Genomic DNA, 20,564 nt, shown 5'->3' on the forward strand with positions numbered 1-20,564 from the left:
GGTTCGCATGCTGATTGAACAGGAGCAAACGGAGCTTCGATGTTCGTTATTTGATGTCGGCAAAACCTCCCCGACGGCGACCGATCGAGGATCGATTCCGTCGGCCACGCATGGGAGACGGCCGGTAGGAACCGGCCTTACTTCACTTCGTGTGCAAGCTGACTAGGTATTGGCCTCCAGTGGTCGCGATTTCCGTGCGCACCTCCAAGTCGGGAGTGAGACGCGAGAGTCGATCAATCAGCCAGGCCGCTGCGGCGTCGGCGTCTTCCCGCGTGGGGCAACGCGCCATCGCTTCGCGGCCCCCCATTCGCTCCAGTCGCTCGGCGGCTGCGATGATCGGTGCCGGGTCCACGACAATCAGGTGATCCGCCCAGGGCACCACGGGATCATTCGCGCCCTTGCCGGTGTTGCAGCCCTTGTGTGCCAAACGCTCGGGTGGCAAGTCGCCCTTGTCCTGCTTTCTTTTCTTCGCGCGGCCCTTGGTGATGCGAGTGTCTACACTGGCTGCGCGAGGATCGTTGGGCGACATCTCGCGCTGGACCGGTTCGTCACACAGCCAACATCGCCAACCGTCGGCCTCGCCCACGTCATTAAGTTGTCCCATCCGTTTTCATTCCTGGATTCGTTGAAAGATTCATGAATTGCTGGGCCTCATCCGGGCAAGTCCACCGCAACATATCCAGGCTGCGAGTATCCAGATACGGGGGTTCGGCCATCGCGTGATGGGGCCCTTGCACCCCCGAGACTCGTCTCGCCATCGTTTGGAATTGGGCTCAGGCGGACCGCGGTTTCTCGATCGGAGCCACACCATCCTAAGTGGTGGATGCATCGAGCCCCACACGGGGCTCTCCGTTTCCTCCCTTCCATCCTGTTACCCCCCCGCGGCCGCTCGACAAACTGGGCCCGTTGTCTTTGCCCTACGCGGTTGCTTTGATTGACACCGCGGAGGCTAAATGGTCGGCAAGGCTTTCATCCGTCGGCGATAGCTCGGCTCATCAATCTCGTCAGTCAAGAACTGGTGGCTAAGCAAGTACTTTTGGATTCGCACCGTATCCCGCCCTTCACAGCCTTCACGCAAGAGCACCCGTCGAGGATCGGTGTTGTCGCGAAGATCGGCAAGCTTGACTTCGCGAGCAATCGGATTGGCTTTGATACGCGCCACATAGTCCTCGTACGAGTCCGTCGGATGGTGCGTGACCAACTCCACCGCGGTGAGTACCGATTCAGAGAAGCCCTGTTGCCGCAAATCATCCATCGTCACCGAAGTGTCTTCGACCAAGTCATGCATCACCGCGACGATCTTGGCATCAAGCGACTGGACTCCCATCATTGCCCGCAGACAGTGCAGCACATAAGGCGCGCCGCTCTTGTCGCGAACTCCACGAAAATGGGTCGTCACCAAAACTAACGCTGCATCGAGATCCGACATCAAAATTCCGTTTCAATCATTGGTTTCCCATTCAGCAGCAACGCTTCCGCGCCGACGATTCCGCCGTTAAGGCGACACGAGCTGCAGTTCAAATTGACGCCTAACCCACCTAAAGTGAATCTTTGAGTCGGATCCGGAAAGCCCAATTCCGTAATGGGTCCGGTACGCGGGGCCAGCGCAGTTTGCCGTTTTCATCCGTTTTGATGGTAGTCGCGTCTTGCCATCGGCCTGTTTCAACGTCCCACCATGCAAAGAGATAGTCACGATTCGGTGGAAGGCCTTTGACAAATGAGGCAGGGAATCCCTTTGTACAAAAACCTAACGCAAAGCTCTTGTTGTCACTTGAGATCGCCAACGCATGCATGTCCCCATGACTGTTTCCCAGGTGGGTATCCGATGCCGGTTTCAAAACCCGATAGTCGTGTCCTTCGTCCAGCACGTAATTTTTTAAGTGCATCATGCCCGAGGACTTCCACTTGGTGAGCGCATGCTTCTGCTGACGCTCGTCAGCTGGAATCGGATACTTTTTATCGATCCAGAACGCGACTCCGCCAAAATAAGCATCTCCCCATGCGTGCCCGCCGAAGCCGCCATTGAGCACCGATCCATACATTTGGAACTGAGCCATCTCCGTAGCATCCAGACCTTCGACTTCACCAACGGGAACCGCCGGGTAGTAGGGTTCGACGTTCATCGCGGGATGTTGTGGCGAATTGCGATACATCTCTCGCAACCACAAATACATTCGCTCGTCACGGTATTTATTGCTGACATTGTGCAGGTCCAACAGTGCCGGCTCGTCCTTCGCCCACGTCTTTAGACTACTTCCATAAGCCATCGCCGTGCGAGGTTGACCGTAGGGCAACTTGCCCGTGCCATTTTTAGCTTTGAGATAAGCGTGTGCATTCTTCACTAGCGGCAACCAATCAGGGTAGACACGATCGACGGTATCCCAGTGCAGCCAGCTGTAGATCATGTTGTAGCAACCATAGCGAGCGATCAGGTATCTCGTATAGTTCGTGAACGCGTTTTTCTGAGCCGTGCTCTTTCGCGGCCACACTTCGTGACGTCGGACCGACTCAAAAAACGGGACGAACCCGTTGTCGGACAAGTACTCCATTTTCTTGTCCGTCTCTTGCCAATACTCGGGATGGATGCGTGTGTAATCGGCTTGGTCCAAGACGATTTCGAAGGGAGTAAGACCGGTTTCGGAAACCTTTTGACCGCGTACTTCTCGCGCCCAAACGCCCTCGGCCGAAGTGGTTGTATCGGTGGGATAACTGGCGATCACATTGACGCCGTTAAACCCCTGACGTTTCCGCTGCGAAAAGTAATCCTGGAAGGAAATCCCGGCGATGCCTTCCGCGTTCCAAGGAAAGATTTTTGTGAATGCGACCCATACCGTATCGGCGGTAAAGAAATAAGGGGTTCCGTCGGCATACTCCAAGGTCGCCCCACGGGTACGAATAAAACCACGACGGTTCGGGTTCTCTTGCTTCTGAGTTTTGGTCGTTGCGGTGGCAATATAGGATCCGCTCTTATTATCGAGTCCTGAATCGTTAGTCGTGGTTCCGGTTGACCAGGACCATTGGCCCGGCGAGGTTGCGACCAAGCGTACGCGAAACACATCCTCGCCATCCCAAAAGGCGGGCACCAAGTACGTTTCGCCGCTCGGTCCCGAAAGTGTGACCCACAGGTCCACGTCAAGGTACGGGTTGCTGTAACTTCGTGACGCGTTAAAGCTAACTTCGTTGACCTGCATGACCTCAACGGCTTGAGCACGCAACGCGATGAAGCAGAAGCACACGCAAGTGACGAATCGAAGGGTTTTCATATTGATAAAATCGGTAAGCGGCGAGTTTTTTGGGCGGTCTAAATTGTACCGACATTCTTGTAAAATGCACTTTAGGCAAACGACGCTTTCCACAGGATTGGGCGATATTTAAACGCTTGAGGCGACGGGGGCGTTTTGCCTCGGGTTCCTCGGTCAGTGCACGACGCCAGGACCGATTGATGGGCGCAAAGCGTACACCAAAGTCTGGTTCGCTCGGCGACGACCTCATTCATCCATGGGACATCGTATCCTCCCCCTGATACGCTGTGCCGCTTGGCGTCTTGACTCGCGGCCCGCCATCAATTCCGCGAAGGTCGGTTCGCGACGATTGGCACGATTGCGTTCGGTGCATCGACTCTCGGTGCGATCGTGATGGGAAGTTCCCGTGGAAGCGTCATACTCGCTACGCCGATTCGCGAGTCGGCCATGCCGTAGTAGATATCGAAGCGATCCGGATGACCAATGTCACTGCGGCAATCGATGCCGGTGGGAAAAACCACATTTGCGACAACGCCGTCTCGTTCGTGGGGAAAGTTAGGGGTCAACACGGGTTCGGCGGACCGGTACAGAATCGTGCGAGGATGGTCCTTGGATAGAATCATGACACCGGCCGAATAGCAGAGATGTTTTCCGATTCCGTCCATTTCATTTGATGTATGAACACCATGGTACAGAATCATCCAGCCCAGACGTGTCAGCACCGGCGGTGTGCCGCCGCCGATTTTGAGTGACTCCCATGGTTCAATAGGGGTAGCCAGGCGGTGATGGGAATTGAAACATCCCAGATGTTGTGAGCCGACGCCATCTAATTTCATCGGGCAATACGAAATCCAAATACTCTCGTGATCAAGGTCGACCATTCGAGAACATGCTTCGCACTCGGTTTCTTCCGGCCGCGATCCAATGAAAAGTGGACGGTGAATCATCGCCAGCTGCAACTTTCCTTGATGGTTCGGGACGGCAACCGGAAACAGACTCGCGTCCTTGTTGTCCACATTCACGAAATCGATCCCACCAAACGGTTCAAAAGTGGCGAGCCCAAGTCGCTGCCAATGAAACAAGTCCTCCGAAACGGCCAATGCAATCCGGGGACCGACTTTGGAGAATGCGGTGTAGGTCATAACGTAGCGTTTGAGGTGTTCGACATAAGTCACGCGAGCGTCTTCGCATCCGCCGCGACCGTCCGCTTGCAGTTCGTAATCCGCCTCCGGTGCCAATGCGATCCCCAACCGCTCGACTCCGCAAGGGTCGCCGGCTTCGCTAAATTGCACTCGCGCGATGCCGATGCGTGAGAAGTTGTTCTTCCCGACCAAGCGTGGAAACAAGTACAGATTGCCATCCGGTCCACGAACCGCAGCCGGATTCAGCACTCCGCCAACTTCCTGTGGATTGCCAGGTTCAGCCTCCATCAATAGACCAAGACGCTTCAGTTCAAAGTCATGCATCATGTCACTTCCGTGGTGTTCGCGGTTATCGGATCACTCAGGCATGCGATGATCGTTTCGATAATACGTTTCGTTTCATTGGGATCTCTGACGCAGATCGACGGCGTCCCGCTTTGCGTAGTCGGATGGTCGTTGCCGCCGGGAAAGATTGCATCGCCCACGAAGATCCTATCGCTGATTTCAATCCCCAGTGTGTCGCGTCGCTTTCGGATGCCATCCCCCTTGTCGATGCCCGGCTTAGTGATGTCGATGGACGTCGTGCCATCAAGGTTCACGGCAACCTCAGGAATCAGTTCACGAAGGCTCGCTTTCATTTCATTTCATTTCGCTTGGTGAAGTTCGGATCCCACTTTTCTTTCGCGTCGATCGGAGCCTTGTGAGGCTAACCCTGAAAACGTGATTTGACTTCCACGGTCCTCGAGCGGTTCACCCCAGACATTTTCAACTTCAGTCTCTGTGACGTGAATCGCATTTCCCAAGGCACTGATGATCTTTGCTTTCTGTGCTGCGTCAAAGTCTTCCGAATCGATTGGCGTCCACTCGCCGATGAATCGATAGAACTTCGTCCCACAAGCCGGCAGGATCGACAGCTGCTCGAGCTTGGCGTGGTCCGGTAATTGTGCGAGCACTTGTTTTTCAAACTGCGGCCAAGCACCACCGGAAATCACTGCGACGTCGACGATGCTGAGCACCCCGGTGAGCCGTTCCGCCATCTCGTCGTCGAGCGGGGATTTGGTCTGAGCGAGCGTGCCGTCCAAGCCGAAGGTAACTAGTTTTTTCATAGCGTTCCCCCGCCGAATCTTTCCAGCGGTGCGGAGTTCCACAACGCAATGGCGGGTTGGTCTGGCCGATCGTGTTCGTAGCCGAGAATACTCAGTGACGCGGTGTTGAGCAGAAATTGCTGAGCATGCTTGGCCGACAAACCGATCCAACGTGCGGCCAGGACACGCCCAAAATGACTGTGCGAAAAAAGAGCAATATCGCCATCCAACTCAATCAGTCTGTGAATCAGTCGGTCGGCCCGGGCCGAAATTTGCTCGGGCATCTCACCGTTGGGGCAGCCGTCTCGGAACAGATTCCATCCCGGATGCGTCGCGACGATTTCCTGATGAGTTCGGCTCTCGTAGTCGCCGTTGTCCCATTCCATCAAGTCGGATTCGATTTCCGCTGGCCGCGGCAAACCCGCCAATTCGCACGTCCGCTGCGCACGTTGTAACGGGCTGGTCATGACGTGGCTAAAAGTGAAGCTGCGAATCCGATCACCCAGTTGACGCGCTTCGTGCTCGCCATTCTCGGTCAGCGGAATATCGGCACGACCGCTATGTTGTCCAGACAGCGACCACGCGGTTTCACCATGTCGAACAAGGAATAAACGCAGTGTCATTGTGGTACTCCGACGTTGCTCTTGAGCCAACTCAGCGTGACTTCGTTTTCGGATTTGGAAAAGTGTTTGACGTCGGGATACACGCGGTGAGCGGTTTCCAACGGTCCCGAGGGCTCGAGAATGCACCCCCCATCGGCGGAAAGGAATGTGTGTTCGAGCATGGGTCGGGTCTTCCAATAAAGTGAATGCAAACGGCCGTTATCGTCGGCGACTAAATCCCTCGTCATCCTTGCCGATGCGGACGACGAGCTAGCCGAAGTTCTTTCCAGTGGTCCGACCAAATACATCCCCATCGTGTTCGTACTCAAACGCTCGCATTGTTGGACCGCTGCAAAATTGCGAGTTCAGAGTGATTCGCATGCATTTGTACTTTTACTCTCATCGATTGCTCGAAACGTAAGGCAATGAATCGATTGGAATCGCCTTGGATCCCTCTGATTTGATAATCGCAACCAACATTTGCTATTTTCGCATTAACGCGTCGAAACGCAATCCAAAGCGTGCCCCACGGTTCCATGGCGGTATCCACCAAGGTGCATTCGTGAACCTCTCAATGCGAAAAAACGCGTTGTGGGAGGGAACCGTTAAATCAGGAACGAAGTTTCAACCTGCTGCTTAACCAATCCATCGTGACCTCTGTCGTTTGCAGACCTTAGCTGACAATCCGAAAGCAATTTCGATGATTGATCCAAAGTGGCCCGCCAAATGCACTGAAATGCACTCTCAGTTGAAAACGCTCCGTTTGATGGTTCCTGAACAAAGAAAAGTAAAGCAATGACATCCGCAACAAAGAACAGCAAGCAATCCGAGACGCCCGTTTGGTTCATCACGGGATGCTCCACAGGATTTGGGCGGCAGATCGCCAAGCATGTGCTGGAACTTGGCTATCGCGCAGTCGTGACGTCTCGCGATCCGGAAGATGTTCGTGACTTGGCGGAACTCGGAGACGCTTTGGTTCTCAAGCTGGATGTGACGGACAGGTCACAAGCGGAAGCAGCCGTCAAAGCTGCTGAGGACCATTACGGTGGCATCGATGTGCTGGTCAACAACGCGGGCATCGGCTACTTCGCCGCTGTGGAGGAAAGCGACGAGGAGGGAGTCCGAAACATGTTCGAAGTGAATGTGTTTGGGCTCAGTCGTATGATCCACGTCGTGCTGCCTGGAATGCGAAAGCGTCGCCAGGGTTATATCGTTAACCTGTCTTCGATTGGCGGACTACGGTCGTTCCCAGCGCTTGGCTATTACAACGCGACGAAGTTTGCGGTCGAGGGATTGTCGGAAGCACTGTGGCAGGAAGTGGAACCACTGGGCATTAAGGTCATGCTGGTCGAACCGAGCGGCTTCCGAACCGATTGGGCTGGACGATCAGCGAACCAAACCGAACACCAGATCGCAGACTATGCGAACACGGCGGACAAGAACATTCGTCAGCTACGTGCCAATTCAGGCAATCAGAATGGCGACCCAGTCCGTGCCGCTGAAGCGATTGTAAAGGCTGTTGAGTCCCCCAATCCACCCCACCGTTTGCTGCTTGGTAACGATGCCTATGATGGCGCGATTTCAAAGCTTGACGAACTGCGTGACGAGTTCGCGGCATGGGAAGCGGTATCCCGTGGAGCCGATTTCCCCGATGCGACTCCCGCAGCGACAAAATGATTCAAATCAGATTGTCGCTTGGCGAATCAACCGTTCGACCTCGAATCGAGATTTTCAAAGGGTGCAAGCCGTCAATGGCGATACTCAAACATTGACGCTCGTGAACGCCGAACTTTCGCGGTTCGCACAAGGGCGACGATCGAGCGGAAAATCGATGTCGACTTTCGTTTTGCGAAAGTAGCGTTTCTGCATTCTTCCGCGGAGCGAAAGACGCCCCAACACGGCTGCGTCCATGGTAGAATCCGACATCTGGGGCATGGCTTCCGGCTCGATGACGAATCAAGGGATTTGCACCTCGACTCGCAATTCTATGATCGTCATTCCAATAGCGATCAACGGATAAGCAGGGAGGCAGGAATGATTGGGTGAAATCCCATTAGCCGCTTGGGCGTTAGCCTCAGTTGAACCGCTTGAACCGTGGCTAACGCCAAAACGGCTAATCGACCGAAAGACTCCTGCCTACCTGCTTAGCTGAGTGCGAACGCGCCTCGCCTGATCGAGTGGGCGCTAATTTGCTACAGAACTGCAAAGAATGCGACTGATGACGACATCGCACGAAACAACCCGCACCCCATCGACTGACACCTCAAAACCGGGATCGCATTTCGGCAAGGTGGTCGCAGTGCGCGGCAGCGTTGTGGATGTTAGCTTCAATGAACGGTTGCCTGCGATCCATACGATGTTGCGAGCTGGGCCCGACCAGGAGATCGCGATTGAAGTGCTCGCCCAACTCGATGCCCATCTCGTGCGTGGGATTGCGCTGACGCCCACGCAAGGATTAGCACGTGGGATGAAAGTGCAGGACACACAAAGTCCCTTGTTGGCTCCCGTGGGCAAACCGATTCTATCGCGAATGTTAGACGTGTTTGGCAACACGATTGATCGGGGCCCGGCTCTGGCAGACGTCCAGTGGCGAAGCGTGCATCAAGCCCCACCTCCACTTGTCCGCCGATCGACGAAATCCGAAGTGTTCGAGACGGGAATCAAAGCGATCGACGTGCTCCTGCCTTTGGAACGCGGTGGCAAAGCCGGTCTGTTCGGCGGCGCCGGAGTTGGCAAGACGGTGCTGTTGGCTGAGCTGATTCACAATATGGTCGGCCACGAAGAAGGGACGAGCATTTTTTGTGGCATCGGAGAACGTTGTCGCGAAGGTGAAGAGCTTCACCGCGAAATGAAGTCCGCCGGTGTGCTGGACAACATGGTGATGATTTTCGGTCAAATGAACGAACCACCGGGCAGCCGGTTTCGTGTTGGCCACGCAGCCCTGACGATGGCTGAGTATTTTCGTGACGAAGAACATCGCGACGTGTTGTTGTTGATCGACAACATCTTTCGCTTCATCCAAGCCGGCATGGAAGTCTCTGGTTTGATGGGTCAAATGCCTTCGCGCTTGGGTTATCAACCGACGATGGGAACCGAGCTTTCTGGGTTAGAAGAGCGGATCGCCAACACCGATTCGGGCGCGATCACGTCGATCCAAGCCGTGTACGTCCCAGCCGACGACTTCACCGACCCCGCCGCCGTCCACACGTTCTCGCACCTGTCGGCTTCGATTGTGCTGTCACGTAAACGAGCGAGCGAAGGCTTGTTTCCGGCGATTGATCCGTTGCAATCGAATTCCAAAATGGCGACACCGGGAATCGTCGGTATGCAGCACTATGAATTGGCTCAAGAAATTCGACGTACGCTCGCTCAATACGACGACTTGAAAGACATCATCGCGATGCTAGGGCTGGAACAACTATCGCCGAACGATCGAAACGTCGTCGCTCGCGCTCGGCAGTTGGAACGATTCCTGACCCAACCGTTCTTCACTACCGAACAATTCACCGGGCTGAAAGGCAAAGCGGTCAGCTTGGAAGATTCGCTCGACGGATGCAGGCGGATTCTGAACGATGAATTCAAGGACTACCCAGAAAAATCGCTGTACATGATTGGCAAGATCGACGAAGCCAAAATGCCCAACTCCCCAAACCCCAGTGGATCGGAACCCAACGGATCCGATCCGCACAGCGACAAGGAGACCGAGCATGCCAATCTCAGCACACATGACGCTTAAGATTTTGTTGCCGTTTGAAGTGCTCGTCGAGCATACGCGTGTTTTGCGGGTGGTCGCGGAAACTCAGTTTGGCTCTTTTGGACTCTTGCCGCACCGACTCGACTGCGTGGCCGCGATCACGCCCGGGATACTAGTCTACGAAACCGAAGACGCTGGCGAGTCGTTTGTGGCGGTCGACGACGGCGCGATGGTAAAGACCGGAATGAACGTGTTGGTTTCGGTTCGCAACGCAATCGTGGGCGCGGACTTGAGCCAGCTGCGTGAAGCAGTCCAACGAGAATTCTTGACGTTGAATGAACAAGAGCAAAACGTTCGCGCCGTGCTGGCAAAAATGGAAAGCGATTTCGTTCGTCGCATCGCGAATTTGCATCATGAATGAAAAACCCGACCCAAATCGAACGAACCAAGCGAATCAAACGAGCCACTCATCTACGTTTGCTCGCCAAGTAGACACAAAAGCAAAGCGAAAAATGAAAGCGATGCGGCGACATGACTCCGGCGTTTGGTTCGGACTGGGCATGATGGGGCTAATCGGTTGGTCGGTCGTGGTGCCGACGTTGGTGGGAACGGCCGTTGGTCTGTGGCTTGACCGTCACTTCCCACGTGCTCAGTCGTGGACGTTGATGTTGTTGGTGGCCGGTTTGCTGATCGGTTGTTTCAATGCTTGGATGTGGGTTTCCAAAGAGGATAAAGCGATGCACGAAGAGAAGGACGACGAAAATGAATGAGCTACTCAACACGGGGGTGCCCCTCATTTCTGGCTTGGCCTTAGGTGCATTTTTCTTTGGTGGGTTATGGTGGACCGTTCGCAAAGGGCTGACCTCGGATCATCCTGCGGCTTTGTTTTTGATCAGCCAACTGTCGCGAATGGTGGCCACACTGGTTGGTTTCTACTTCGTCGCTGACGGAAAATGGCAGCGAGTCCTGCTATGCCTAGCGGGATTTTTGATCGCGAGAGTGGTCGTGACACGTCTGACGCGAAACGCTGAAACCTCAGGATCTCGTCCCGCGAAGGAGAGCGACTATGCGTCTCAGCCCCGATGAATGGATCCTTTGGCAATCAGGTTTTGTCAAACTCAACGGCACGATTGTATTCACATGGGCAATCATGCTAGTGCTTACCATCGGATCGCTGCTGATTACGCGAACGTTGTCGCCGGAGATCAAGCGTACTCGCTGGCAAAACCTGTTGGAAATCATCGTCACTGGAATCGTCGAGCAAATCAAAAGCATCGGACTTCGCAAACCTGAGAAATACCTCGCCTTTATCGGGACGCTGTTCCTGTTTGTTGCCACCGCGAGTCTGTTCACGATTCTTCCCGGCTATGAACCTCCCACGGGATCGCTTTCGACCACCTGTGCGCTGGCGTTATGCGTCTTTGTCGCCGTTCCGATATTTGGAATTGAAGACCAGGGAGTTGGCGGCTATTTGAAATCCTATATCGAACCGACGTTCATTATGCTGCCGTTCAACCTCATCAGCGAAGTCTCACGAACGCTAGCCCTCGCCATCCGCCTGTTCGGCAACATGATGAGCGGGGCGATGATCATCGGCATTCTGCTTTCGATCACGCCCTTTCTCTTTCCGATTGTGATGACACTGCTAGGACTACTGACCGGGATGGTCCAGGCATACATCTTCAGCATTTTGGCAGCGGTCTACATTGCGGCGGCGACTCGTGTTCGCCAGCCCAAGGTCGAAACGGAAACCACCATAACAACCGAATGAGACACTTTTAAAGGAAACAACATGGATAGCACAACTTGGATCGCAGTGACGTCGATTGTCATTGCAGGAATCACAACGGGTTTTGGCACGATGGCACCGGCGTTTGCCGAAGGCCGAGCGGTCGCAACCGCGCTGACGTCAATCGCGCAACAGCCCGATGCCTCGCCGACGATCACGCGAACATTATTTGTTGGCTTGGCAATGATCGAGTCGACCGCAATTTATTGCTTCGTCGTATCGATGATTCTAATTTTTGCCAACCCATTTTGGAATCACGTTATCGCCCAAGCGACAGGGAACTAAACGATGCTCGTCGACTGGTTCACCGTCGCTGCACAGACTGTCAACTTTCTGATTTTAGTCTGGCTACTGAAGCGTTTTCTCTACAAGCCCATCTTGGATGCTATCGACAAGCGGGAGCAGCGAATCGCGGACGAACTTGCTGACGCAGACGCGAAAAAACGTGAAGCCAAGCAGGAACGCGACGAATTCACAAAGAAGAACGAAGCGTTTGACCAACACCGGAACGAATTGTTGACGAAGGCAACCGAGGACGTCAAGGCTCAACGACAGCGGATGCTCGACGAAGCGAGAAGCGACACCGACGCCTTGCGAACGAAACGTCAAGAATCGTTGAAACGCGAGCTCACGAGTTTGCAGGCAGAGATCAACCGGCGGACGCAAGCCGAAGTGTTTGCCATCGCGCGTCATGCGTTATCGGATTTAGCCGATGCCGACTTAGAAGGCCGAATCTGCGATGTGTTTCTTGCTCGCTTGGAATCACTCGATGATGGCGTGAAGCATAAAGTTGCTGAAATCCAAGTTTCCCATTCCGATCCCGCAATCGTGCGGAGCGCGCTGGAGCTGACTGCTCAGCAACACGACGCGATCCAGCGAAAACTCAATGAAGTATTCTCAACGGAGATGCCTGTTCGATTTGACACGGATGCGGAACTCGCCAGTGGGATTGAATTGACGATCGGCGGACAAAGGATCGCATGGAGCATCCGTGACTATCTCGATACACTTCAAAAACGTGTGGGCGAATTGCTTGACGACGATTCAGCGCAAACGGCGGATGTGCAAGCAGGAATCGCCCCATGAACGAACCTATTGACCTAGTGCAACTCACATTTGAGCGAGCATTCGAGCGTCTTTCCCGTGGCCGTCAATCGTTCTCGCCAACGTTGCTGCCGCAGGAGGTCGGAACGCTCTCAAGTGTCTCGACGGGCATTGCTCAAGTCACCGGATTGCCGGGAATTGGGTACGACGAAATCGTGACGTTTCCCAATGGGACGCTTGGCATCGCGTTCAATGTCGATGCCAAAGAAATTGGCGTCGTACTGCTCGGTGACTACACGACGCTTCATGCGGGCGCGGAAGTACGCCGAACCGGCCGGGTCATGGACGTCGCGGTCGGCGACAGTTTATTAGGCCGTGTGATCGATCCGCTAGGCCGTCCGCTCGATGGAAGAGCCCCCGTCGTTTCCAACCAACGTAAGCCCGTCGAGCGCCCTGCGGCTTCGATCATGGATCGCGCCCCTGTCACCGTGCCGCTGCAAACGGGGCTGAAAGTTGTTGACGCAATGATACCGATCGGTCGCGGTCAGCGTGAACTCATCCTGGGAGATCGCCAAACGGGTAAAACAGCGATCGCCATCGACACGATTCTTAATCAACGAGATCAAGACGTCGTTTGTGTCTACTGCGCGATCGGTCAACGCGCATCAGCGGTTGCAAAAGTGGTGGCAGCTCTAAAAGACCAAGATGCGATGGGCTATACGGTCGTCGTCGTCGCCGCAGGGAACGAACCGCCGGGACTCGCCTATGTCGCTCCGTACGCGGCAACATCCATCGCGGAGTATTTTATGGAGCAAGGCCGCGATGTGCTGATTGTCTATGACGATCTGACTCACCACGCCCGAGCCTACCGCGAGTTGTCTTTGTTGCTTCGGCGTCCGCCAGGTCGCGAGGCTTTTCCCGGTGATATCTTTTATCTCCACGCACGACTTTTAGAACGCGCCACTCATCTGCGTGAGGAGCTGGGCGGTGGTTCGTTGACGGCACTTCCCATCATCGAGACCGAGGCGCAAAACATTTCCGCCTACATTCCAACCAATTTGATCTCCATTACCGACGGCCAAATCTATTTATCGCCGTCGCTATTTGAATTGGGTATTTTGCCGGCAGTTGACGTTGGCAAATCGGTCTCGCGGGTCGGCGGCAAGGCACAACGGGCGGCCTACCGTGCGGTAGCTGGCGATCTCAAATTGGCGTATGCACAGTTCGAAGAGCTGGAAACCTTTTCCAAGTTTGGAGCTCGGGTCGATGAATCGACTCGCCAAGTGATCGAGCACGGCCAGCGCATCCGTGCCTGTTTGAAACAGGCTGAACATTCCCCTGCCTCGGTGCCGGCGCAGGTGATGGTCCTGTTGGCTCTGACGGGCGGCTACTTTGATCCGGTTCCGATGGACCAAATGACCGAGGCCGAAGCCGCGGTTCGAGACGCTGCGGGAAGTCTTTCCGCTGAGCTGCAAGATCGTCTACAGACCGCGGACGCGTTAAGCGCTGCGGACCGCGACGAAATCCTGAAAATCGCCCGCGATGCACTCCAATCATTTCAGCCAAGCGATAAGACGATTCCTTCAAGACAGGTAGCCGCCACTTGAGTCAAACCACAGCAGATCTAAAACGCCAGATCGGGGCAGCCACCGATTTGCAATCGGTGGTTCGGACGATGAAGGCGATGGCCGCTTCTAACATCGTCCAGTACGAAAACTCGGTACGCGCGCTCGCCGATTATAGCCGCACCGTCGAGCTCGGTTTAGGCGTGGGTATTCGAGCAGCCGAATCCACCGGCAGCAAACTCCAGCATGCCCAGACACCGGCCACGAACATGACGGCAGCGATCGTGTTCGGTTCCGATCAAGGGCTGGTCGGACAATTCAACACGATCGTTGCTGACGAAGCGTTACGAACGCTCGCGAAGTTGCCCGGCGAGCAGATGACTTGGACCGTTGGCGAGCGAGTGCATCCGTCTCTTGGCGATTCACAATTGCAGTTTGCGGGTCGATTCAACGTGCCGAACACGGTGAAAGCGATTGCACCTTTAGTAGGTCAACTTCTCGTCGAGTACGAGACGCAAACCAAACACCACCCAGAAACCCAACTCTTTTTGTTTTACAATCGACCTACGGCGGGTTCACTTTACGAACCCGTCCGTCAACGCCTTCTGCCACTGGACAACGCATGGCGTCGTCAGCGATCTGAAATTCCGTGGCCGACAAAGAATCCGCCACAAGTTTTGGGTAACAATCTACAAACGATTCGCAAGTTAACCGGCGAATACCTTTTCGTGTCCCTGTTTCGCGCCTGTGCCGAGTCATTGGCCAGCGAGAATGCCAGTCGATTGGCTGCCATGCAACGTGCTGACAAAAACATTGAAGAGCTACTTGCGACACTCAACGCATCATTTCACCGCAAGCGACAAAGCAGCATCGACGAGGAACTCTTCGACGTCGTTTCAGGCTTTGAGGCGTTGTGAAGTTGAGGGCGACCCCAATTCGCCGCGAAGATGAAAGTTGCATTCATCGATCCTTGGCGAAGTGGTCCCAGAATCGCCCGGCCGGAAGTCCACGATGGTCGGTCTAAAAATGCAGTCCAATGCGACGGGACGACTAGCACCGTAGCGAGGCTTTCGAGCGAACAACGCTAGTACATCCGGCGACGAAACAGCCATCCTGCGGAGGTCAGCGTTGCAGAGGCGATCAAGACCATCGGCCAAAACTGTTCAATCAGCAAATGGAACGGTGTGCCTTCGAGAAACGTGCCACGCACCACGATCATAAAGTAACGCAGTGGGTCGAGGTAGGTCAGCGTCTGGACCCACGGAGGCATGTTCGCGATCGGCGTGGAAAATCCCGACAGAATGATCGCGGGGACGAGGAATAGGAACGCCCCCAACAAGGCTTGTTGCTGGGTCACCGCCAGCGACGAGATCATCAGCCCAATTCCGATGACTGCCAGCACGAACAGCACGACTCCGCAGTAGAGCGTCAACAGGCTGCCGTGAAATGGAACTTGAAACCAGTAGATCGTTGCCACGATAATCACGGTTGCTTCGGCAATGCCAATGATGAATCCAGGAGTCGCTTTGCCGACCAGGATTTCCCAGGGGCGATACGGCGTGACCAATAACTGGTCGAACGTGCCTTGTTCTCGTTCGCGTGCAACGGATAACGCTGTGACCAGCAACGTGACGACCAGCGTCAACAATCCAACGATGCCCGGCACGATGAACCAGCGACTCTGTTGATTCGGGTTGTACCAAGAGCGTACTTCCAGTTGGGCGGGCGATGCACCTAAGCCGTGCTGTGCCGCCCAGGTGGCATTGAACTGCTTGACGATCTGTCGAGCGTACCCCAGCGTGATCAGGGCGGTGTTGGAATCACGCCCATCGAGAATGATCTGAATCGTGCCCTGGCCATCGCGGTGCAAGTCACGGCTAAAGGTGCGACCGATGTGCAGCACAACTAGCGCGGTGCGGCTATCGACGAGCGGGACGATCTGCTGGTCTTCCGTGATCGTGGCTACGCGCCGAAAGTTGGCGGAGCCTTCAAAACGTGCGACCAATTCACGCGATGCCTCTCCGGAACTCTCGTTGTAGACCGCCAGCGGGACATCCGTCACATCGAACGTTGCTGCATAACCAAACACCAATAGCTGAATGATCGGTGGCGCAATGATGACGAAGCGACTGCGAGGATCCTTCAGCAGGGCCAGGAATTCTTTGTGGATGAGTGCGATCAAGCGGAACACGGGCAAACCTGCTAATCGAGTCGCTTTTGAGAAAGCATGAGAGTAAGGCCTAAGAAAACAATTGCCATGATCGCCAGTGCCGCTGAATTGGGCAGGATGACGCTCCACACATCACCGGCAAGAAAGGTCGTCTTCAGCAGCGTGACGTAGTAGCGGGCTGGGATGAGGTGCGTCAGCCATTGGATCGGCCATGGCATGCTGCCGATGTCAAAGATAAAACCTGACAAGATGAACGCGGGTAAGAACGTGGTCAGGATCGCCACTTGACCGGCCACGAACTGAACTCGGGTCACCGTCGAAATGAAAAGCCCCATGCCAAGAGCGGTCAACAAAAACAGAGTGGAACTCATCATCAAAACCCAAAGGGAACCGCGCAGCGGCACGCCAAAAAGCCACACTCCCATCGCCACCGAGAGTGTCAGCCCGCCCATGCCAAGTACAAAGTACGGCAGGATTTTTCCGAACAACACTTCCATCATCGAGACGGGCGTCACCATCATCGCTTCCATCGTGCCGCGTTCCCATTCACGAGCCATCAACATCGCGGTTAGCAACGAACCAATCAGTGTCATCACCAGGGCGATGACACCGGGGACGAGGTAGTTTCGGCTGCGGACATTGGCGTTGAACCAAATCCGTTGTTGCACGACGACGGGCTCAACCAGCGATTCGCCTCGCGCTGTCACGCGGTGTTCCAGCCATTTGCCGTACGCGGCAGTGACATATCCATCGACAATTCGAGCGGTATTCGCATCGACACCGTTGAGGACCAATTGAATGGTTGCTCCGCCCGGCCGCCGTAGCTTTGCGGAAAAATCTTCCCGCAGGTGCAAGATCGCGTCGACCCGGCGCTCCATCATCGCCTGGCGAGCCGCTGGCATCCCATGAACATAGACTGGGCTGAAGTACTGCGAGTGCTCGAGTTCGGCACAGAAGCTGGTCGTATCCGGAGTCGTTTTCTCGACCACCAACGCGATCGGTACATGTTCAGCATCCAGTGACACTCCGTACCCAAACATGAGCAGCAAAACCACGGGCAACACGAACGCGATCGCCAAGGAACTCGGATCACGCCAAACCTGCAAAAACTCTTTGCGAACGAGCCCCCGTAGCCGCATCCACGATCCGCCACGGTGTTGGGCTTGCGGTGGTTGGGACACCGGTTGCTGGCCCGTTAGTTGCTGGCCCGTTAGTTGCTGGCCCGTTAGTTGCTGGCCCGTTAATTGCCGGTCCGTATATTGCTTGTGTGATCGTGTCATTTTGGCGATTCAATTAACTGGATGAATGCCTCTTCCATCGTGGGTTTTGGATTGGCTTTGCTGGCAGATTGCTGTTTGATTTCGGCGGGGCTGCCTAGTGCCAGGATTTCACCTGACATCATGATTGCCATCCGATCGCAGTACTCCGCTTCTTCCATGAAGTGCGTCGTGACCAATACTGTGACACCGGCTGTGGCGAGCGAATTGATACGATGCCAAAACTCCCGCCGAGTCAACGGGTCGACGCCGGAGGTCGGCTCATCCAGAAAGAGAAGCTCCGGTTCATGCATCAGCGCGCAGGCGAGTGACAACCGCTGTTTGTAACCCAACGGCAAATCACCGCTGTTGTCGTCCGCAATCGTCCCGAGTTCGAACTCGTTGGTCGCCCATTCCATTCGGTCGCGGCGACGACGTCCGTTCAACCCGTAGGCACTGCTGAAGAACCGCAGGTTGTCGGCGACACTCAGCGTTCCATACAGCGAAAATTTTTGAGACATGTAGCCGATCTTCGCGCGCGCCTCAGCAGCCGCTTTGCGGACGTCGACCCCCGCAACTTGCAAGGTTCCCCCGGTGGCGGGAAGCAAGCCACAAAGCATTCGGAACAAGGTTGTCTTGCCAGCACCATTGGCCCCCAGCAAGCCAAAGACTTCGCCACGACTGACGCCGAAGGTCACACCCTTGACGGCATAGAAATCGCCAAATCGTCGCTCGACTTGGTGAACGTTGATAATACGGCTATCTTCGCCAGCAATGGGATCGCCACCCGTCGGTGATTCCGATTTCCCCCTCCCTTCGCGCGGGTCGAGCGAAGCGAGGGGAGTCGCCGGCAGGGATGTTTCGGGTTTCGATCCGCTTTCGTGACGTTCTTGGTCGTGATCACCCTTTGCGTGACGCTCACGGAGCATGGCGATGAACCCGTCCTCAAATCTCGGCGGCACCGCGGTGATCGAAGCATTGGGATCATCGGGCAACCATTGCGCGGCCGACCACTGCACGTTGCGTCCCACTACCAATCGGACCGTATCCCCTTGAATCACGGCGTCGGTCACGCCTGGCTGGCCGGACAACCGTTCTTGCACATCACGATTCTTGCGACCAGGAATTTGCACCTGGAAGGTACGCCCAGTCAAAGGTTCGCTGAACTGATGGGGCGGGCCCTGGCCCAACAACTGACCTTCGTCCAACAGGATCACTTCATCACAGCGTTCGGCTTCGTCCAAGTAGGCCGTGCTGAGCAGCACCGTGGTTCCTTCTTCCCGCACGAAGCGTTCCACGATCGCCCACAGCTCTCGCCGCGACACGGGGTCCACGCCGACGGTGGGCTCATCAAGTAAGAGCAGTCTTGGCGGATGGATCAGCGTGCAGGCCAACCCCAGTTTTTGCTTCATGCCGCCGGACAATTTTCCCGCCAGCCGTTTTGTGAACGGGGCCAGTCCGGTCATGTGCATCAGCTCGTTGAGACGCGCCGGTCGAACGTCAGCGGGAACCCCTTGAAGATCGGCGTACAGATCCAGGTTTTCCTGAACCGTTAGATCCTCGTACAAACCGAACCGCTGCGGCATGTAGCCCACGACCGCTTGGACCTGCAGCGATTGCTCGGCAGGATCCAGTCCCAACACGGTGACCGTTCCGTGATCCGCATGCAGAATCCCCGCAGCCAATCGCATGACCGTTGTTTTGCCGGCACCATCCGGTCCAATCAGTCCGGTGATCTTTCTCGTTGCGACACTGAACTGCAGTGTTCGCAGCGCATCGACCGTCCGCTTTCCCGCTCCGAACCTCTTGGTGACATCGCTCAATTGCAAAGCAACATCGCCGACGTTGGGAAACGAGTGGTCATGGATTGTCGTCGTGGACGAGCCAACAAGTCCTTGGCGTTTCATTGTTGCGCCACTGCGTCCGTGGTCGCTGTGGAGCCGCCCGCACTGGGGTCATCCGCGACGGATTTCTCGGTAGTTTGTTTGAGCTGGATCTTGACCGTCGCAGGCATCCCCATCCTCAATTCATTGTCGGGATTTTTGACAAAGACACGAACCTGATAAACCAGTTTGGTGCGCAATTCACGAGTTTCAACGGGCTTCGGAGTGAATTCGGCAGACGGTGAGATGTACCCGATCCATCCCACGTACTCTTTGTCCGGGAAGCTGTCCGTGATGACGGTGGCGCTCATCCCTTCTGAAATCTTGCCCAAGTCGGGCTCCGAAACATAAGCACGCACCCAAACGGGATCGATCAGTGCCATGGTGAAGACTGGTTTCAGCGGTGAAGCCATGTCGCCCACCTCCAGAATCCTGGCCTGAATGATGCCGACGGACGGAGCGTATAGCGACGCGTCGCTTAAATCATGTTCCGCCTGTGCCAACTCTGCTTCATAGCGTTTGAGCGTCGCCTTGGCTTCGGTCTTGTCTTCCTGTCTCGGCCCAGCGACGACTAGGTCCGCAACCGCTTGCAACGATTTGATGCTCGCTTTGGCCGACTCATATTCCGCCAACGCGTCGTCGACTTCTTGTTGCGACGCCGCATTTGATTTCAGAAGCTTTCGGACACGCTCTTCCCTTCGTCTCTTGTCGACCGCGGTCGCTTGTGCTTCCTCGACATCCGCGTGAGCCTTCGCGATCTCTTCACGTCGCGAGCCCGCCTCGAGTCGAGCGACGACCTGCTTCTGAGCGTCAACGATGGCTTGGGCCCGCGCGACGGATTGCTCCAACCGCGTGGTTTCCAACTTGGCGAGCAATTGCCCGCTGGTAACACGATCCCCCTCCTCGACATTTAACTCGGCAATCCGTTCGCTACCGTTGATCGCCAACTCAACCTGGCGAACATCAACGTTGCCGTACAGGACGAGTTCGCCACTCTCCTGCAGACTCTGCTGAGATCGCCAATACCAATATGCTGTCCCAGCGGCCCCGAAAAAACATACCAAGAGGATAAAACGAATGATCTTTTTCATG

22 protein-coding genes are annotated in these 20,564 nt (G+C 55.3%); 10 read left to right on the forward strand and 12 right to left on the reverse strand.

All coding sequences use genetic code 11. From position 1 onward, the window contains the following. Nucleotides 1–142: 142 nt before the first annotated feature. The 8 genes from Pla52o_RS18195 to Pla52o_RS27040 all read right to left on the reverse strand — a co-directional run bounded on the left by Pla52o_RS18195 (nt 143) and on the right by Pla52o_RS27040 (nt 6,253). Nucleotides 143–604: a hypothetical protein gene (locus Pla52o_RS18195; RefSeq protein ID WP_146596064.1), complete on the reverse strand. Its 462-nt coding sequence runs from the start codon at nt 602–604 to the stop codon at nt 143–145. A gap of 345 nt (nt 605–949) precedes the next feature. Beyond that, a complete protein-coding gene (locus Pla52o_RS18200; protein WP_146596065.1) occupies nt 950–1,429 on the reverse strand; it encodes an HD domain-containing protein in 480 nt (159 codons plus the stop codon). 109 nt (nt 1,430–1,538) lie between these two features. Further along, entirely contained in the window at nt 1,539–3,263 is a 1,725-nt protein-coding gene (locus Pla52o_RS18205) for a DUF5060 domain-containing protein (protein WP_146596066.1), read from the reverse strand. A 299-nt stretch (nt 3,264–3,562) separates the two neighbouring features. Next, on the reverse strand, nt 3,563–4,708 hold the full coding sequence (locus Pla52o_RS18210; protein WP_146596325.1) for a glycoside hydrolase family 130 protein: 1,146 nt from the start codon (nt 4,706–4,708) through the stop codon (nt 3,563–3,565). Further along, a complete protein-coding gene (locus Pla52o_RS27030; protein WP_197169344.1) occupies nt 4,708–5,022 on the reverse strand; it encodes a hypothetical protein in 315 nt (104 codons plus the stop codon). The genes Pla52o_RS18210 and Pla52o_RS27030 overlap by 1 nt, the downstream gene beginning before the upstream one ends. 6 nt (nt 5,023–5,028) lie before the next feature. After that, the gene (locus Pla52o_RS27035; RefSeq protein ID WP_197169345.1) at nt 5,029–5,490 is read right to left on the reverse strand and encodes a hypothetical protein; all 462 of its coding nucleotides are present in this window, start codon (nt 5,488–5,490) and stop codon (nt 5,029–5,031) included. Further along, nucleotides 5,487–6,092, reverse strand: coding sequence for a histidine phosphatase family protein (locus tag Pla52o_RS18220; protein WP_146596067.1), 606 nt, complete (start codon nt 6,090–6,092; stop codon nt 5,487–5,489). The genes Pla52o_RS27035 and Pla52o_RS18220 overlap by 4 nt, the downstream gene beginning before the upstream one ends. Continuing rightward, nucleotides 6,089–6,253 carry a hypothetical protein gene (locus Pla52o_RS27040; RefSeq protein WP_197169346.1) on the reverse strand — a complete coding sequence of 55 codons (165 nt, stop codon included), beginning with the start codon at nt 6,251–6,253 and terminating at the stop codon, nt 6,089–6,091. The genes Pla52o_RS18220 and Pla52o_RS27040 overlap by 4 nt, the downstream gene beginning before the upstream one ends. A 613-nt stretch (nt 6,254–6,866) precedes the next feature. Here Pla52o_RS27040 and Pla52o_RS18225 point away from each other — a divergent pair. The 10 genes from Pla52o_RS18225 (at nt 6,867) to Pla52o_RS18270 (ending at nt 15,080) form a co-directional block, all read left to right on the forward strand. Then, the gene (locus Pla52o_RS18225; RefSeq protein ID WP_146596068.1) at nt 6,867–7,748 is read left to right on the forward strand and encodes an oxidoreductase; all 882 of its coding nucleotides are present in this window, start codon (nt 6,867–6,869) and stop codon (nt 7,746–7,748) included. A 541-nt stretch (nt 7,749–8,289) separates the two neighbouring features. Continuing rightward, nucleotides 8,290–9,807 carry a F0F1 ATP synthase subunit beta gene (atpD, locus tag Pla52o_RS18230; RefSeq protein WP_146596069.1) on the forward strand — a complete coding sequence of 506 codons (1,518 nt, stop codon included), beginning with the start codon at nt 8,290–8,292 and terminating at the stop codon, nt 9,805–9,807. Then, nucleotides 9,779–10,186: a F0F1 ATP synthase subunit epsilon gene (locus Pla52o_RS18235; protein ID WP_231612464.1), complete on the forward strand. Its 408-nt coding sequence runs from the start codon at nt 9,779–9,781 to the stop codon at nt 10,184–10,186. Before atpD ends, Pla52o_RS18235 begins: the two co-directional genes overlap by 29 nt. Continuing rightward, entirely contained in the window at nt 10,179–10,535 is a 357-nt protein-coding gene (locus tag Pla52o_RS18240) for an AtpZ/AtpI family protein (RefSeq protein WP_146596070.1), read from the forward strand. Before Pla52o_RS18235 ends, Pla52o_RS18240 begins: the two co-directional genes overlap by 8 nt. Then, nucleotides 10,528–10,851 carry an N-ATPase subunit AtpR gene (locus Pla52o_RS18245; RefSeq protein ID WP_146596071.1) on the forward strand — a complete coding sequence of 108 codons (324 nt, stop codon included), beginning with the start codon at nt 10,528–10,530 and terminating at the stop codon, nt 10,849–10,851. The genes Pla52o_RS18240 and Pla52o_RS18245 overlap by 8 nt, the downstream gene beginning before the upstream one ends. Beyond that, nucleotides 10,832–11,536: a F0F1 ATP synthase subunit A gene (locus Pla52o_RS18250; RefSeq protein WP_146596072.1), complete on the forward strand. Its 705-nt coding sequence runs from the start codon at nt 10,832–10,834 to the stop codon at nt 11,534–11,536. The genes Pla52o_RS18245 and Pla52o_RS18250 overlap by 20 nt, the downstream gene beginning before the upstream one ends. Nucleotides 11,537–11,557: 21 nt before the next feature. Then, the gene (locus Pla52o_RS18255) at nt 11,558–11,839 is read left to right on the forward strand and encodes a F0F1 ATP synthase subunit C (RefSeq protein ID WP_146596073.1); all 282 of its coding nucleotides are present in this window, start codon (nt 11,558–11,560) and stop codon (nt 11,837–11,839) included. Nucleotides 11,840–11,842: 3 nt separating this feature from the next. Next, a complete protein-coding gene (locus tag Pla52o_RS18260; protein WP_146596074.1) occupies nt 11,843–12,640 on the forward strand; it encodes a F0F1 ATP synthase subunit delta in 798 nt (265 codons plus the stop codon). Then, nucleotides 12,637–14,205, forward strand: coding sequence for an alternate F1F0 ATPase, F1 subunit alpha (locus Pla52o_RS18265; protein WP_146596075.1), 1,569 nt, complete (start codon nt 12,637–12,639; stop codon nt 14,203–14,205). The genes Pla52o_RS18260 and Pla52o_RS18265 overlap by 4 nt, the downstream gene beginning before the upstream one ends. Further along, the gene (locus Pla52o_RS18270) at nt 14,202–15,080 is read left to right on the forward strand and encodes a F0F1 ATP synthase subunit gamma (protein WP_146596076.1); all 879 of its coding nucleotides are present in this window, start codon (nt 14,202–14,204) and stop codon (nt 15,078–15,080) included. Before Pla52o_RS18265 ends, Pla52o_RS18270 begins: the two co-directional genes overlap by 4 nt. 167 nt (nt 15,081–15,247) lie before the next feature. Here the strand turns inward: Pla52o_RS18270 and Pla52o_RS18275 are convergent, their stop codons facing one another. Genes Pla52o_RS18275 through Pla52o_RS18290 form a run of 4 tightly spaced genes read right to left on the reverse strand, consistent with a single transcriptional unit; the run spans nt 15,248 to nt 20,563 of the window. After that, nucleotides 15,248–16,354 (reverse strand): ABC transporter permease, encoded by a 1,107-nt coding sequence (locus tag Pla52o_RS18275; RefSeq protein ID WP_197169347.1) that lies wholly within the window; start codon nt 16,352–16,354, stop codon nt 15,248–15,250. An 11-nt stretch (nt 16,355–16,365) separates the two neighbouring features. Further along, a complete protein-coding gene (locus Pla52o_RS18280) occupies nt 16,366–17,613 on the reverse strand; it encodes an ABC transporter permease (protein ID WP_197169348.1) in 1,248 nt (415 codons plus the stop codon). After that, the gene (locus Pla52o_RS18285; protein ID WP_146596078.1) at nt 17,610–19,496 is read right to left on the reverse strand and encodes an ATP-binding cassette domain-containing protein; all 1,887 of its coding nucleotides are present in this window, start codon (nt 19,494–19,496) and stop codon (nt 17,610–17,612) included. Before Pla52o_RS18285 ends, Pla52o_RS18280 begins: the two co-directional genes overlap by 4 nt. Further along, nucleotides 19,493–20,563 (reverse strand): efflux RND transporter periplasmic adaptor subunit, encoded by a 1,071-nt coding sequence (locus Pla52o_RS18290; protein WP_146596079.1) that lies wholly within the window; start codon nt 20,561–20,563, stop codon nt 19,493–19,495. Before Pla52o_RS18290 ends, Pla52o_RS18285 begins: the two co-directional genes overlap by 4 nt. Nucleotide 20,564 lies beyond the last annotated feature (1 nt).

Origin of the sequence: Novipirellula galeiformis, assembly GCF_007860095.1 — a bacterium.
GTDB lineage: Bacteria > Planctomycetota > Planctomycetia > Pirellulales > Pirellulaceae > Novipirellula > Novipirellula galeiformis.

Excerpts from the sequence above, each read along its gene's own strand:
- Pla52o_RS18195 (WP_146596064.1), bottom strand. The coding sequence starts at position 604 with ATGGGACAACTTAATGACGTGGGCGAGGCCGACGGTTGGCGATGTTGG.
- Pla52o_RS18200 (WP_146596065.1), bottom strand. The coding sequence starts at position 1,429 with ATGTCGGATCTCGATGCAGCGTTAGTTTTGGTGACGACCCATTTTCGT.
- Pla52o_RS18205 (WP_146596066.1), bottom strand. The coding sequence starts at position 3,263 with ATGAAAACCCTTCGATTCGTCACTTGCGTGTGCTTCTGCTTCATCGCG.
- Pla52o_RS18210 (WP_146596325.1), bottom strand. The coding sequence starts at position 4,708 with ATGCATGACTTTGAACTGAAGCGTCTTGGTCTATTGATGGAGGCTGAA.
- Pla52o_RS27030 (WP_197169344.1), bottom strand. The coding sequence starts at position 5,022 with ATGAAAGCGAGCCTTCGTGAACTGATTCCTGAGGTTGCCGTGAACCTT.
- Pla52o_RS27035 (WP_197169345.1), bottom strand. The coding sequence starts at position 5,490 with ATGAAAAAACTAGTTACCTTCGGCTTGGACGGCACGCTCGCTCAGACC.
- Pla52o_RS18220 (WP_146596067.1), bottom strand. The coding sequence starts at position 6,092 with ATGACACTGCGTTTATTCCTTGTTCGACATGGTGAAACCGCGTGGTCG.
- Pla52o_RS27040 (WP_197169346.1), bottom strand. The coding sequence starts at position 6,253 with ATGCTCGAACACACATTCCTTTCCGCCGATGGGGGGTGCATTCTCGAG.
- Pla52o_RS18225 (WP_146596068.1), top strand. The coding sequence starts at position 6,867 with ATGACATCCGCAACAAAGAACAGCAAGCAATCCGAGACGCCCGTTTGG.
- atpD (WP_146596069.1), top strand. The coding sequence starts at position 8,290 with ATGACGACATCGCACGAAACAACCCGCACCCCATCGACTGACACCTCA.
- Pla52o_RS18235 (WP_231612464.1), top strand. The coding sequence starts at position 9,779 with ATGCCAATCTCAGCACACATGACGCTTAAGATTTTGTTGCCGTTTGAA.
- Pla52o_RS18240 (WP_146596070.1), top strand. The coding sequence starts at position 10,179 with ATGAATGAAAAACCCGACCCAAATCGAACGAACCAAGCGAATCAAACG.
- Pla52o_RS18245 (WP_146596071.1), top strand. The coding sequence starts at position 10,528 with ATGAATGAGCTACTCAACACGGGGGTGCCCCTCATTTCTGGCTTGGCC.
- Pla52o_RS18250 (WP_146596072.1), top strand. The coding sequence starts at position 10,832 with ATGCGTCTCAGCCCCGATGAATGGATCCTTTGGCAATCAGGTTTTGTC.
- Pla52o_RS18255 (WP_146596073.1), top strand. The coding sequence starts at position 11,558 with ATGGATAGCACAACTTGGATCGCAGTGACGTCGATTGTCATTGCAGGA.
- Pla52o_RS18260 (WP_146596074.1), top strand. The coding sequence starts at position 11,843 with ATGCTCGTCGACTGGTTCACCGTCGCTGCACAGACTGTCAACTTTCTG.
- Pla52o_RS18265 (WP_146596075.1), top strand. The coding sequence starts at position 12,637 with ATGAACGAACCTATTGACCTAGTGCAACTCACATTTGAGCGAGCATTC.
- Pla52o_RS18280 (WP_197169348.1), bottom strand. The coding sequence starts at position 17,613 with ATGACACGATCACACAAGCAATATACGGACCGGCAATTAACGGGCCAG.
- Pla52o_RS18285 (WP_146596078.1), bottom strand. The coding sequence starts at position 19,496 with ATGAAACGCCAAGGACTTGTTGGCTCGTCCACGACGACAATCCATGAC.
- Pla52o_RS18290 (WP_146596079.1), bottom strand. The coding sequence starts at position 20,563 with ATGAAAAAGATCATTCGTTTTATCCTCTTGGTATGTTTTTTCGGGGCC.